This is a genomic window from Sciscionella sediminilitoris (genome assembly GCF_000737195.2).
Lineage (GTDB): Bacteria > Actinomycetota > Actinomycetes > Mycobacteriales > Pseudonocardiaceae > Sciscionella > Sciscionella sediminilitoris.
Genome location: NZ_JALM01000039.1, coordinates 1 through 13547, shown reverse-complemented (window position 1 = coordinate 13547; position 13547 = coordinate 1). Strand labels below are relative to the sequence as shown.

The window sequence follows — 13547 nt, the reverse complement described above, 5'->3', positions numbered from 1 at the left end:
TCATTCACTGGCCGCGGTCATTCGGTTGCACTACCGCGTCAGCGACGCGCTCCGGCGCGACCCGTCGAACCTGATGCCGACCCAGAAGGCCGCGGTCGACGGACTCCGCGACGCCGGGATCGTCCCCGACGACACCCCGGACTACGTCACCGAGGAAATGCCCATCATCCACACCGAACCAGGAGCCCGGCGGCTCTGGCTCACCGTCACCGCCCAGGAGCACACGCCATGAAACCCAGCGATGCCACCGGAACCACCTACCTCCAGGTCCGGCAGCACCCGCACTTCCGCCACGAGCTGAGGGTCATCAAGTGCACCCAGAAATACCCCAAACAGCTTGAACCTGAATGCGTGGTGGTCAAGGTCCGCCTACGCGTCCCCGGCGACGCATTCCAACCGCTCGAAGCCCCCGAGATCGTCGTCCCCGAACCCCACCTCTCGCTCGGCGCAAACTCCGAGCCCACCGAGGAAGAATGAACCGATGCCACTGCACCAGAAACTCACCAGCGAAGCCACCGACCGGGGTGCGCTGTGACCGACATACTCGACCAGATCGACGCTGTGATCGGTTGCCAGCAGTGCGGGCGCGCGCTCGGCGCCTCCCCGTCCGATGACTTCTGCAGCGATGGATGCCAAGACTTCGGCGGTTCACTCGCTCTGCTCAGCTCGTGGGTGCGCATCCTCCCTGATGAGCGATAGTTCACCCTACCCGCGGGGATCGGCATAGCCGCCGAGTGCGCGATGCTGCGTAGCAGTTGTCTGCACCATCGCGAAGGACTGAGTGGATGGCTACATGGTGGAACTCAAATAGATTTGCTGGAGCGCGATGAATCCCCTTCGGTTCTGCGAGATCCGCCTTCTCGTCGTGATGCTGCGGCGAGCTCTACAGGGCACATCTGCCCGTTCACAGATGTTGCGAGGTGCGATATGGTTTGATACCGCGCTACCTATTCATTCTTAAGTGCGCCACACTGGCACCCGATGGCACGGACTCTTCTTTAGCGGGAGCGGGATCCGCATCGTTAACAGGGTCACGAGAAGTCAACCATATCACCGGCAGTGCTATTGCATAGAAAACTGCGTAGAAGCCAGTTATCAACATGAATATTATTTGTACCCGGAAGTCCCCTGTATCCGGGTGACCGTAAATGCGAAATATTATGAATGAAACCCACAATACCGAGAGAATCGCATAGACGAGTGGATTGTTCCTGAAAGAGGCGATGATAGCAATCGTTAGACAGAACGTCGGCGCCACTCTGCTCGCCATGGGATGGTTCAATGGACTTTCAGTATTTGGAGCTAGGAGGAAACAGCATACCGCAAAGAAGACAACGGCTATATATGAAATGCCGTTGTGTTGAAACAGCCAGTTCTGGGCATTGACTAATTTTCCTCCCGTATTCACTCCGAGTGACCGTAAGGTGACATCTACCGCCAGTAGGGGAGTCGTTCTTAGTCGAATACCAACAAACGTAAACAATAGCGCAGTTGAAGCGGCGAAGCGGTACAGACTGTCTGGCCTTATCCTCTTCGTTGTATTCTGTGTGAATTGCTGGACAGTTGCCATTGCATCTATCATTGTCAGCCCCTAGTTGACGCAGAAAATTTTGATTATGGTCCGCGATATGTTGACTGGTTGATGGAGTCAGGAGTCTTCGATGTCGCGGACTTCGGCCGGTTGGTCAAGGTTTTGCTGCCGTTTCTTCTGTTCGGATTTCAGTCGCAATAGCTCTTCGACTAGTTCAGCCAACGCATCCTCTTCCTCAGCTTCGCCGAACCTCTTGTAGCGACCTCCTCCAACTTCATACGAATGCCATTCATGCTCAATAGCGTCAGCGGTCTGCTGCAGGTAGAAGCTACGCTCTTTATATTTGTAGTAGCCGAGGAAGCCAGTTGCGATCGTAACTATCAGCGAAATTGATGCAGCAATCCATCGTAAAGGGGCTATCGAATAAGAAAAGGCCGTTCCTGCCGCCGCTGTTGCTGATCCGATAATTAGTACGGCCTGAAATACATTATTGACTCTCCTGTAGCGATTACTTTCCGTTTGTAATTGTTCAATGTCTGCATATGAGTCATCCTTGTAAATAAGTCGACGTGTGCGCAGGTCAAAGGTTCCTTGCGTAATCTTTAGCTTCCGCGCGTCACGAACTCTCGCAACATTGAGGGCAAGATCCGCCTCTGATTCCCGCTGATATCTACCACTAGCTCGTGTCCGCTTGGGACCACCGGGGTGAGCTGTCAGGTACACGGCTGCGATCAGCAAGCCGACAGAGACCACCGCAGCTGGAATAGTTATCGAAACAACTATCTTTGTAGATATTTGAGGAATCCATAATATGACATACAGAGCGGCAATAAGAATAGGGGCGGAAATTTTTGCAGCTACCGCAAGGCTCCTACGGCGCTTCGCTACTGCTAGATCGCTTTCTAACTCCCGGATTTGATGCTGTAGTTGTAGTAGTTGTTCGTGCGATGCTTGTATTTCCTCTATCGAACGTTGCTGAACCGATCGACCCGATCGCCCTTGTTTTTCATTTGGTGTTGGCATACTACCTATTTCGCTGCAATCTGGAGTGTTGTGCCTAGTTGACGCGAGGTGTGATGACTATCGTAAAGCTGGATACGTGGTGCATAGAACCGATTGACACCAAGCTCATTCCACTGCAGAAGTCAATCACGCGAGAAGCGATCCTCTCATCGGTCTTGGCGAGATCAAGTATCACCACTCGCCCTTCGCGGTATGCGTCGTAGATCTGGCGAATAGCATCATGGAACTTCGTCGGCTGGACACGTAATGCTTGGCCGAGGTGGACAATAGGATCGGGTTGCGTGCCGCTCTGCGTGGAGGATAGGGCCTCCGCTTCCTTTAGCATGCTGGGAATTGATGCAGTGGTCTCGGTGGTAGAGATTGATCTGGTGAACTTGCTGTTTATATATTCGGATTGTGGGCCTTCACTGATCCTCATTTTGTAAAAGGTGCGAGCGGCTAGTATTGCTATACTAATGGCCATTGTTGGCCAAACTAGGGCGTCGATATAGCTTAGCGGGTCATGTTCTACGGTCACTCGATATATTGTACTGGGATACACTAGGTAAGGTAAGTAGCAGGAATGCAGCGCCTAGGGGGGCTTGCTCTATCATCAGGGCAAGCCGATGTCAATATTCTTAACTAGGCAAAGGGCGAAAGTCCAGCTTGACATCGAGGCCTAAATCCGGGTGGTTCGCGTCGATATCGAACCTTCCCCTGATCATCCCATTGGAGACTCGCATAGCGGAGCATCATGCCATGGAACACGGTCTGTCCCGGCCTCGTTGGGGACGGGGCCGGATCCTTTGCGGGAGTACGTGTTGTTGGTGAGCAAGGACCGATTCCCCTGCGGTGGACGGACTGCACCTGCCGGGGGTATTCACCAATCGGCAGGTGCCGAATCAGCGGGCACCGGTACATCATCGAGAAGCCGGTCAGCGAAGCATGTGCGACCACGGGGGCGGAAGTTCATCGGGGCCGGGCTCTCCGAGCACCATCACGTCGTGCCAGCGAAAAGGAGCTCGTTCGCGATCGATGCAACCATTCGAGATTCGGCTACACGGTGACATGTGCCTACAAGGTGGATTCGAGGGCTTCGAGGTTGGGGATGGCCGTTGTGGCTCCGGCGGCTGTGAGGTCGTCGACGGTGTAGTGGCCGGTTGCGACGGCGATGACGTGGGCGCCTGCGGCGTGGGCTGCGTGTACGTCGTTGGGTGTGTCCCCGATGAGGGTGACTTGTTCGGGTGCGATGGGTGCGCCGAATTTGATGGCGGCGCGTTCAGTGGCGATGGTGACCAGGCGGGCGCGGTCGCGGTGGTCGTCGCCGTAGGCGCCGACGGCCAGGTCGAGCCAGCGGTCCAGATCGAAGGTTCGTAGTTTGAGCCGGGCTACCTCAGTGGTGTTGCCGGTGAGCACGCTCTGGTGGAGGTTCGGTTGTTCGGCGAAGGTTGCGAGGGCTTCGCGGGCTCCGGGGAGCACGCGGCCCCGCTCGGCGAACTCGGCCATGCGGTCGCGGTAGCCGGCGGCGAGTGCTTCGGCCAGCCGATGCACCGTGGCCTCGGTGGGTTCAATGTCGTGCGCGGCGAGGGTGTCGTGCATGATGTCGAGCTCGGTTCGCCCATGCACTACTGCCAGGTCCCGAAGGGTGCGGCCGGTGACCTGCGGAAAGGCTTGTTCGTAGATCATGCGGCCGAAGCCGCGGGACTCGATGAGTGTGTGGTCGATGTCCCAGAGGATCAGGCGCGGGTCCTGGGGCGATGGCATGACGTGCAGTGTCCCAGGTCTGCATCGTCGTAGCATGAACGTCTACACGGCGGAATGGGGCGGCCATGGATGAGCAGCTGGCGCGACAGATCGGAACGCGGCTGCGCCGGTATCGGCGCGCGTGCGGCAAGACTCAGCCAGTTGTCGCCGAGCTCGCCGGCATCAGCTCTAACTACCTCTACCAACTCGAGCAGGGCAAGAAAGCCGCCACCGTCAGCGTGCTTCTCGCCCTGGCCGAAGTGCTCGACGTCTCGCCCGCCACACTGCTGGATGACACCGCACCAGCGCCACCGCGGGCGACGCCGAGCGGCGTTGCGGGCCCGACTCTGCACCGGGCGATGACGCTCCCGGTCCCGGACGAGACGCCTCCGAGCATTCGTGAGGTTTCGGCACGGCTGGACTGCGCATGGCAGGCATGGCAGCGCTCCCCTAACCGGTACTCGACCGTCGTCGGAGCCCTCTCGAGCCTGATTGTCCAGGTCGAGCAGCTGCTGCACCTCGAACAACCGAGCCGGACATCCTGGCGGCTGGCGAGCCAGACCTACGGGCTTGCGCGAACGGTTGCGAAGCGGATCGGGCGGGTCGACCTCGCGTTGGTGGCCGCCGAGCGCGCCCAACGGGCCGCCCTTGCCTGCGGTGAACCGCTGCTGCTCGGTGTGGCCGCGTGGAACAGCGCGCACGCCACCCTCGCCCACGGGCACGCCGAAGTCGCCGAAGAGATCGCCCTCACCGCAACCGAACCCATCACCGCGGAAAACAGCCTCGACGCAGCCGCGATCTACGGCTCGCTGATGCTGGTCGCCGCCATGGCTGCCGTTCGTCGAGGCAGGGCTTGGACCGCCCGAGAACGACTCCAAGACCTTGCGGCAATCGCCGACCGCACTGGCGAGCTCAACACCGGATGGACCGCGTTCGGACCCACCAACCTGGCGATGCACGCGGTCAGCGTGGAACTCGAAGCCGGCCAGCCCCGGCAGGCCCGCAAACTCGCCGAGAACATCGACCCGCACCAGTCCGTCTCGATCGAACGCCGGGTCGCGTTCCTACTCGAGCACGCCCGCGCGCACCAGCTCGGCAACGACCACAACGCCACCCTCGTCCTACTTCAAGCCGCGGCCCGCGAAGCCCCCGAAGACGTGGCCGCGCGTCCCTTCGCCCGAGAGATCCTGCACGAGGTCATCCACCACGGCAGCCGCACTACCGCGAACGAGGCAGCCCACCTGGCCGAACGCCTCACTATCCCGCTCGGCTGACCAAACCCGCACCACCAGTCAACCCGCACCGCGAGTGCGAGCCGGAGCGGTTGACCAGCCTTAACGTGCCGTCCATGGCAGCGGACGCGAACGATTCCCCCATCTGGCCCAACATCGCGCCGGATCGTTGGTACCGCCGCACTCCCTACTCGCACGACAGCCACGTGGTGCGCACGCCAATGCGACCTGGTGTCGAAGTCACCGCCGTATGCGGAGTCGTGTTCGAAGGAATGCCCTGGCCAGGGCAATACAGCTTTGCCCGGGCCGACGTCGAGCCCGAGCTACGATGCAACCTCTGCGAAGCGGCCCGCTCCTTGGGACGCGCGTAGGGTCCTTATGCGCACCAGGGGGCACCTTGGCTGCCCCAATACATCACCCGATCGGACCAACTGCCCCCGACGAGCTGCATCAACAGTTGCCTCAACAGGCACCTGAGCCACATCACCCGGGGCGAATGGTGCAAAACCGGCCCCCTGGGTGCCGCGGCCGAAGCTCGACGGAACCACCAGGCCCCAGTATGCGTCGAACTCTCCGCAACCAATAGTGCACGACCGCCAGGTCAGCTACACTCACCAAACGCCAAGGGCAAGCGGCCGGTTGAGGGAGGGAACCCCCGATGTCAGGGAGCATGGAGTACGACAGCGCGGCCATGCAGAATGCGATGAAGACGCTACAGGACGCCTACAACAAGCTTACGAAGATGCAAAGCGATGTAGATTCTCTTAAAGACGTAGTACCGCCCGGGCGTTCAGACTATACGGGGCAATTCCATCAAGCCCTCGTCAACACCAACAATGCTTTCCGCGCGAATCATCAGGCGCGCCTCAAGGAAATAACTGACGCCTTGACAGAACTTGTTGCCATCGACAAAGCATACAATAATTCAGAGCTGGTAAATAAGCTGACTCTGCAAAAGTTCGACAAGGCCGAGAGTAAAGGGTAGTCATTGCGTACCGCTACATTGGGAGTACTCGCGCTCGGCGCCGCGGCCTTCGTTCTTACCTCTTGTTCTGGGTCGATCGCGGGCACGCCTACCTCGGCGGAGTCGTCCCCTTCGCAGACGAAAGAACTGCATGGCGCTCCTCACGTAGATAAGCCGCTTAACACTCAGAAGTTCAAAACAGATCCATGCAGCGTCCTGACTCCGGAACAATTGAAATCACTCAGTGCGTCCCTCGATATTGGCACAACAGGCGAGCCGGAGCACCGGAGGGGACTTACAGACAAATGCACGTGGATGGGTTCTACTAGCACCATGGCAGATGTCGGATTCCTTCAGGGAGGCGGCGGGCTATCTTATATCTATGCCCAACGCAAAGAATCTCCTGTTTTCGAGGTTCGTCCCCCTATTGACGGGTATCCAGTAGTACACGAAGCCGGAGGGCCGGAACGTTCCGGAGACTGCCGAGTGGTAATAGGCGCTTCCGATGATCAAGCTATTGCGGTCGATTACTCGCAGCCTTCTGGTGACGTGAAACCGTGTGATGCCGTAACCAAGGTGGCCACGGAAGTTGTGCGGACGTTGAAGTCGGCGGGCTGAGATTTGCTAGGCGTCATGGTGAGCGGGAGGTAGTCATGGGACTGGGCGACGTCCTTTCAGCAGTAGGTAACGGGCTTTCGAAGGCTGGCGAAGCGATCGGGCATGCCGCCGAAGAGGTCGCGGAAGGTATCGGGGAAGGCATTGAAACCGCAGGCCAGTACCTGAAAGTCCATTTCATGGGCGGCAAGGTTGGCGGAGTGGACCCGCACGAAATCTGGGAGTATTTCAACGGCGGCCCCGGCACACCCACATACGAAGCGGCTAAAGACGTGTACGGTGACGCTGGCAAATCATATGGGGGAATCTCGCAGCATATCAACACCGCGAAGCAGCAGCTCGACTCCGGTTGGCACGGAGGAGCCGCTGACCGGGCCCGCGCTGCGATGAGCCACGTCCAGAACAACTTCGACGCTGTGGGCAAGTTCTCGGGCTTCGCCTCGGGGCATATTGGTCAACAAGTAGATTCCTTTAATGACGCGAAGAGCAAGGTGGTCCCCGTAGCGGACAAACCACCGTCCGGCGGAATTGGCGGCCTGGATCCCGTTAGCATGGCAGTGGGTATGCCCGCCGACATCAAGGCGATGGATTACCAGAATAAGGCTCAGGCAAACCAGCACGTATACAAGGGATATGGGGGCGCCACCACCCCTCAGGGGGCGGCCCTTCCAAATAATCAGGTCCAAGCGCTGCCTATGGGGGACACCGGTTCACCGGATCTGACGACAACGAGTGGTGGACAGACCTCCAGCTACAACTTCTCGGGTGGCTCCGGCGGGGTAAGCCTCGGAAGCGGCCCGTCCTCGAGCGGCAAGAATCGTACCGGTCCCCAGCTGTCGAACCCCGGCGGTACCTCCACACAGAGCGCGGCACCGCCAGCGCCGAGCGGTCCCGTCAACGCGCCGCCCCCGGCAGGTGGCACACCGATTCCCGAGCCTGGTCGCGGACCGTTGGCGCCGGGACCGATTGGTGGTGCCGACCCGCGGCTCCCGGGTGGTGGCGGGGAGTCGTTCTCGCCCTCTACGGGCGGGTCCGGAGGTGTACGGGGTGGCGGGGTTCCGCCGTTCGCTCCGGTCACGGATGGCGCCGGCGGGCGCGGTGGGTCGACCCTGCGCGGCACCCCGAAACCGGGCACGTTCCGCGGCGGTAGCTTGAAGGAGCCCGAATCCGGTACCGGTAGCGGCAGTAAGGGGGCTGGGTCTGCCGAACGGACCCCGCCGGGCGGTCGTACCGCGGCGAAGGCCATGGGGTCGGAGCCCGAAGGTGCGGCTGCGGGCAAGGGCGCAGGTGCCGCGGGCAAGGGCAGTTCCTCGGGCGCGGTGCCTCCTGGCGGTCGTGGCGGCAAGAAGAAAGACGACGAAGAACACGAGACGCCCTCGTACCTGATCCACGAGGAACACGGCAACCAGATCGTCGGCGACCTGGATCCGACCGCGCCACCGGTTATCGGCGACACGGCGACGGATCGATGAGCCGGATCCAGTTTCCGTTACACCTGTCTGCTGCGACGTTCGCGTTGACCTGGGATTTCGCTGACGACGTCGGCGAGTTGCCGACACCGTTGTTCGCCTTGTACGAAGGCACGACCGACGACGAGGTTCTCCGCTCAACGGTCGGTGCGTACCAGGAGTTGTTTCGCGGAGGTGCGTTCGACGAGGGGTTCGCGAACGAGCTCGAGCAGGTGTACCAGGCGCTCTCTGGTCCACCGCTGGAGTACTACGGGTACGTAGCGCGCGAGGACGGAACGACCTTCAGTGTGTTCGTCGCCTGCCACGACCGGTACGCCTATCTCGCGGTTCTCGACGGGGACGTGGTGATGATCAACCAGGTCTCCCCGGACTACGCCGCGGAAGCCCTCGTATCGGTGTTGCCCGAGTATCCGATCGGCGCGTTCCGCTCCGCGAGCGCTCCGGCGAGCGAAGTCGTCGGGGATTCTCCTCGAGGCAACGGCAGTGTGATGGTTCCCGCGACAACCAACCGCAGCGGGGATGCTGGTCTTCTGGCTCGCCTGCTCCGTGGAAGCAATCCGCCTGGTAAGGGACAGCTGTACGTCGCCATGCGGAACAAGCACGGACGCCGACAGGCCAGCGAGGAGCTGACGAACTACATCGACCACGCCGAATACGGACGCGTGATGTTCTACAAGACCGGACCAGCAGGATCTGAGTACATCACCGCACGGGCTGGTCGACCGGACAACCTCGTGGGCCGGCTCTACGAGGTGCGGGACGGCCTCCGGTAGCTGGGCACGTCGGTATGGCAGAAGATTCCGCTCCAAGCAGCGGCGTCCAGCTACGCCCGTACCAGGTCGAAGCGGTTGACGCGATCGTTGCCAGGCTACGGCGTGGTGGTCGTGGGCAGTTGCGGGCGGCGTGCGGCACGGGCAAGACGCTGGTGATGGTGCACGCCAGCGATCGACTGGTCCCGCAGCGGGGAACGGTGGTGGTGCTGTGCCCTTCCCTTGCGTTGGTTGCTCAGCTGTTGGCGGTGTGGTCCGAGCATGCGCCAGGTCATGCGGTGATGGCGGTGTGCTCAGACACCGGGGTACGGGACTCGTTCGTGCATACCAGCGACCTGCCATGCCCGGTTACGACGAACGCGGGCGAAGTCGAGACCTGGCTGCGTGAGCACCAGAACACGCGCCGATTGGTGGTCGGAACCCACCAATCGGCCCAGGTAGTCGCGGAAGGTCTCGGCCTAGCGGGCTGCCGCCCGGACCTGCTCGCCGTCGACGAGGCGCACCATACCGCGGGCAGCCGCAAACACGTCGCGCTCGTGCACGACGACGCCCAGCTTCCTGTCGCGCGGCGCTTGTACGTGACCGCTACACCGAGGATGCTCACCGATCAGTCTTCCGACTCGTCCGAACAGGACGGGGATGAGGCCGTGTTCTCGATGGACGATCCGGACGTGTTCGGGCCGGTGTGCTTCGACTACCGGTTCTCCCAGGCCATCGACGAGGGATGGCTGGATGACTATCGGTTGGCAGTCATCGGCGTAGCGCGACCGGATGTGCTGGCGATGCTGCGACGCACCGATCCGGACGCGGTGTTGGATCCGAGACTGCCACGGATCCGCACCACACTGGTGCAGCTCGCCCTTGCGCAGGCGGCTCGCAGGTGGAGTCTGCGGCGGGTGATCACCTTCTGTCCGCGCATCGATGAAGCGGCCGAGTTCGCCCGGTCGATGCAACGCACGCTTGATCAGGCACCGGACGGGACACGACCCGAGGGCGAACTCCGAGCCCACCACGTCTCGGGGCGAATGAACGTGCGCCAACGCGAGTTGGTCATGCAACAGCTTCGCCATCCGCCAGCCGATGGGTGGACCGTGGTTGCCAACGCGCGGTGCCTCTCCGAGGGTGTCGATATACCCGCAGTGGACGCTGTGGTGTTCGCGCATGCGAAACGTTCCACCGTCGATATCGTGCAAGCGGTCGGCCGAGCACTGCGCCGCAATCCTGAAGGACACGGTACCGCCACGATCCTGGTACCGATCCTGTTGCCCGACGATCCGCACGCGTTGACCGATGTCGGGGATCCCGGTGAATACGAGGCGCTGTGGGAAGTCGTACGGGCACTTCGCGCGCACGACGACACCCTGGCCGCGGAACTCGATCGCAGTCGCACCCGCTATTCATCGGAAGAACCGCAGCTACCAAGCAGAATCCTGATCAGTCTTCCCGACGAATACCAGACTGGGAGCCTCGCCGAGGCACTGTCGGTACGGTTGGTGCGTTCCGCATCGCCACCGTGGTGGGGCGGACTTGCTGCGGCGCGCGAATATTTCGCCGAGTTCGGTCAACTCGATGCCAAGATCGGATACCGAACTCGCTCGGGTTATCGACTTGGCAAATGGTTGAGCCGCCAGCGCGCACTGCGTCGACAGGGGCAAATGTCCGCAGAACGGATAGAACTGCTCGACGAGCTCGGTATGCGATGGGACGTCGACGGAGAGCGCCGCGCAGAGAAAATCGCCGTGCTGCACGCCTATCGGCTCGAGCACGGCCACGCCGGAGTACGACCGAACGAAGGTGTTCCGGAGTTCCCGAACCTCGGTCATTGGTTGGCGTCGAAGCGGTACGAATATGAACGTGGCAAGCTCCCCCGTGAACAGATACAGGAGCTTGACGCTATTGATCCGTTGTGGATGCATCCGAAACAGGCCCGGGTCATTGCGGCCGTCCGCGATTACTACGAGCAGGTCGGCAGTCTCAAGGAGATTCCGCGCGCTCACCGGGAACATGGCGTTCCGTTACGAGCATGGTTGCGTCGTTGGTGCGGGGAGCGAAACGATGGAACACTGCTGCCTGCCGTTGGGCACGTTCTAGACGGACTCGATCCAAGTTGGTCCGCCCCTGACACCCCGTGGGATCGCAATCTTGCGGCCGCACGCGCATTCCACGCCCGCAACGGACATTTGAACGTACCCCGTGGCCATATTGAAGACGGGATTCGATTGGCCAGGTGGATCTCAGCCCAACGACAACAGCGACGCGCCGGCAAGCTCACAGCTCAGCAGAAGGCCATTCTCGATGAACTGGGATTCGACTGGCTAGGAGTCGATATCCCCTGGGATGAGGGTCTTGAGGCTGCGCGTAAATACCATCGTCGAACCGACAACCTGCTGCCCGGTCCCAAACATCGAGAAGACGGTCTTCTGCTGCAGAGTTGGCTTGCGCACCAACGCCACCGCTACCAGATGGGCGAGCTCGAACCCGAACGTATTGCCGCGCTCGAAGAACTCGGCATGCAGTGGAGCAGCGCGGTGCAGCGAGATCGTGGCCTCAATGCCGCTCGATGCTTTTTCGAAAAGCACGGTCACCTCGACATCCCGTCTACCTATCGCGCCGAGGACGGATACACCCTTGGATCCTGGCTTCAGGAACGCCGTAACCGCTACCGGAAAGGCAAGCTTCCGGAAGAGCTGGTCGCCGCACTCGATGAAATCGGCATGATCTGGGAACCTCGCGGGAATCAATGGGAACGTCGCATCGAAGCCTGCCGTCAGTATCGGGAGCAACACGGCAATCTCGACGTTCCGCCGCCGTATCGCACGCCAGATGGCCTTCAATTGGGAATCTGGATCCGTGACCTTCGCGACAGGTACCGCAAAGGGAAGCTCACTGCGCAACAAATCAAGCAACTGGAATCAACCGGCATGAACTGGATTCCGCCGATGCTGCGGAGTAACCCGTGAAGTTGCAGCTTCCGATGCCTATGACCAAGTAGGCCGGGTTCAACAGTGAGTAGGCTGGCTACAGGGCTGCGGCGGTTTCCATGATGTGTGCGACCAGGGTGGAGACAGGGATCCAGCCGCCCTCGGCTGCGGCGTCGGGAAAGCGCAGTTCGGTGATGCGTTCGCCGAGGTTGCGGGTCTCGCCGACCTTGATCGGGCTGTCGTCGAGGCCCGGGTAGATGTTCCAGCTTGGCGCGCCGATCAGCAGCGGGACCGAGATTCGGCGCTCGCCGAGGTGGATGGTGAGGGTGATGACGCGGCCGACGTGCTCGCTGCTGGGGTCGACGACCGCGGGGCCGGGCTCGGCGTGGAGCTCGTAGCCGCCCAGCGATTCGGTGAGCGCGTCAGCGAGAGCGTTGGTCGCCAGGATCAGCCGGGTGCGCCCCTCCCGTGCATCCGGGCTCAGGGACTGCCCTTGTTCCTGCCAGAGTTCGCGCGCCCGCTCCTCGCTGCCAACCGTCGCCACCGCTGTCTCCCTTCGTCTCGCTAAGGCTAGATATGCGCGCTCGGCATCCGCGCAGCACAACCCCGGTTTGGTGACCGCGACCACCGTGCTTGACAGTTCTCGGCGGCCGGTGTTCTCCTAAAGAGCGTTCGAACACCAGTTCGAACAACTCGGGAGGTTGTGGGAGTGGCGGTCAAGCTCGTGCGGGCGGGTTTGCAGGTGAGGTTTCCGACGCGGGAGGCCGCGCGGGCGTATGCCGCGCGGTATGGCGGGCACGGGTGGGAGGTTGTGCCCGCCCGTGATGGTCGGCCTCGGATCGTCGGAGTGAAGGGCGGAGGGCATGGATGACGACGGGATGCGACCCCCGCGGTATCAGGTGTTGGACGAGCCGCAGAAGGTGTGGGTGACGACGAGGCTGCTGCTTCCCGAGGACGGGTACTGGCGCCGTCCGTATGCCAAGGAGTGCCTGCAGGTGGGCAAGCCGATGCCGGGGTTCCTGTACGGCTGGATGCCCACGTCTACTGGCGGCATGGTCGGCCTGGTCAAATACCAGCTCGGCACGGAGGACAAGCAGTGGTGGATCGAGTTCACGCACTTCGTCTCGTCGAAGCACCTGCGTAAGCGCAGCACCCAGCGCGGCGAGCGCCGCTACGACTAACTTGCTGCAGCCAATTGATCGCCTAAGGCCAGGTCACAGGTTTACAAAGTGAGTAACGAGCGAACCCCCTCGACCGACTTCTTCGGCAGAACCAAAGAGGTTGTGAGCTTCCCCTTGAA

General features: G+C 61.3%; 13 protein-coding genes. 9 read left to right on the top strand and 4 right to left on the bottom strand.

What is annotated here, in order from left to right:
* Both AD72_RS18555 and AD72_RS18550 read left to right on the top strand, forming a co-directional pair.
* On the top strand, positions 1-232 hold a 232-nt coding region (locus AD72_RS18555), incomplete at its 5' end, for a hypothetical protein (protein ID WP_031467798.1).
* Positions 229-477 (top strand): hypothetical protein, encoded by a 249-nt coding sequence (locus AD72_RS18550; protein WP_031467797.1) that lies wholly within the window; start codon positions 229-231, stop codon positions 475-477. The genes AD72_RS18555 and AD72_RS18550, both read left to right, overlap by 4 nt.
* A gap of 1171 nt (positions 478-1648) precedes the next feature.
* On the opposite strand, the gene AD72_RS35745 is transcribed toward AD72_RS18550, so the two are convergent.
* From AD72_RS35745 to AD72_RS18545, 3 genes are all read right to left on the bottom strand, one after another.
* Positions 1649-2554 (bottom strand): DUF4231 domain-containing protein, encoded by a 906-nt coding sequence (locus AD72_RS35745; RefSeq protein WP_082469022.1) that lies wholly within the window; start codon positions 2552-2554, stop codon positions 1649-1651.
* A gap of 34 nt (positions 2555-2588) precedes the next feature.
* Entirely contained in the window at positions 2589-3071 is a 483-nt protein-coding gene (locus AD72_RS35740) for a cell division protein SepF (protein ID WP_156365257.1), read from the bottom strand.
* Positions 3072-3607: 536 nt separating this feature from the next.
* The gene (locus AD72_RS18545; protein ID WP_031467796.1) at positions 3608-4297 is read right to left on the bottom strand and encodes an HAD family hydrolase; all 690 of its coding nucleotides are present in this window, start codon (positions 4295-4297) and stop codon (positions 3608-3610) included.
* Positions 4298-4362: 65 nt separating this feature from the next.
* Here AD72_RS18545 and AD72_RS18540 point away from each other — a divergent pair, with 65 nt between their 5' ends.
* From AD72_RS18540 to AD72_RS35730, 6 genes are all read left to right on the top strand, one after another.
* On the top strand, positions 4363-5550 hold the full coding sequence (locus AD72_RS18540; protein WP_031467795.1) for a helix-turn-helix domain-containing protein: 1188 nt from the start codon (positions 4363-4365) through the stop codon (positions 5548-5550).
* Positions 5551-6178: 628 nt separating this feature from the next.
* Complete coding sequence (locus AD72_RS18535; protein ID WP_156365256.1) at positions 6179-6493, top strand: hypothetical protein; 315 nt, start codon at positions 6179-6181, stop codon at positions 6491-6493.
* Between the two features lie 3 nt (positions 6494-6496).
* The gene (locus tag AD72_RS38210) at positions 6497-7090 is read left to right on the top strand and encodes a DUF3558 domain-containing protein (RefSeq protein ID WP_082469020.1); all 594 of its coding nucleotides are present in this window, start codon (positions 6497-6499) and stop codon (positions 7088-7090) included.
* Positions 7091-7125: 35 nt separating this feature from the next.
* Positions 7126-8559 carry a hypothetical protein gene (locus tag AD72_RS36660; protein ID WP_156365255.1) on the top strand — a complete coding sequence of 478 codons (1434 nt, stop codon included), beginning with the start codon at positions 7126-7128 and terminating at the stop codon, positions 8557-8559.
* On the top strand, positions 8556-9329 hold the full coding sequence (locus AD72_RS18525) for an ESX secretion-associated protein EspG (RefSeq protein WP_082469019.1): 774 nt from the start codon (positions 8556-8558) through the stop codon (positions 9327-9329). Before AD72_RS36660 ends, AD72_RS18525 begins: the two co-directional genes overlap by 4 nt.
* 14 nt (positions 9330-9343) lie before the next feature.
* Positions 9344-12286 (top strand): DEAD/DEAH box helicase, encoded by a 2943-nt coding sequence (locus AD72_RS35730; RefSeq protein WP_082469018.1) that lies wholly within the window; start codon positions 9344-9346, stop codon positions 12284-12286.
* 58 nt (positions 12287-12344) lie between these two features.
* On the opposite strand, the gene AD72_RS18505 is transcribed toward AD72_RS35730, so the two are convergent.
* Complete coding sequence (locus AD72_RS18505) at positions 12345-12791, bottom strand: hypothetical protein (RefSeq protein ID WP_031467788.1); 447 nt, start codon at positions 12789-12791, stop codon at positions 12345-12347.
* A 382-nt stretch (positions 12792-13173) separates the two neighbouring features.
* Here AD72_RS18505 and AD72_RS18500 point away from each other — a divergent pair, with 382 nt between their 5' ends.
* Positions 13174-13428: a hypothetical protein gene (locus AD72_RS18500; protein ID WP_156365254.1), complete on the top strand. Its 255-nt coding sequence runs from the start codon at positions 13174-13176 to the stop codon at positions 13426-13428.
* Positions 13429-13547: the final 119 nt, after the last annotated feature.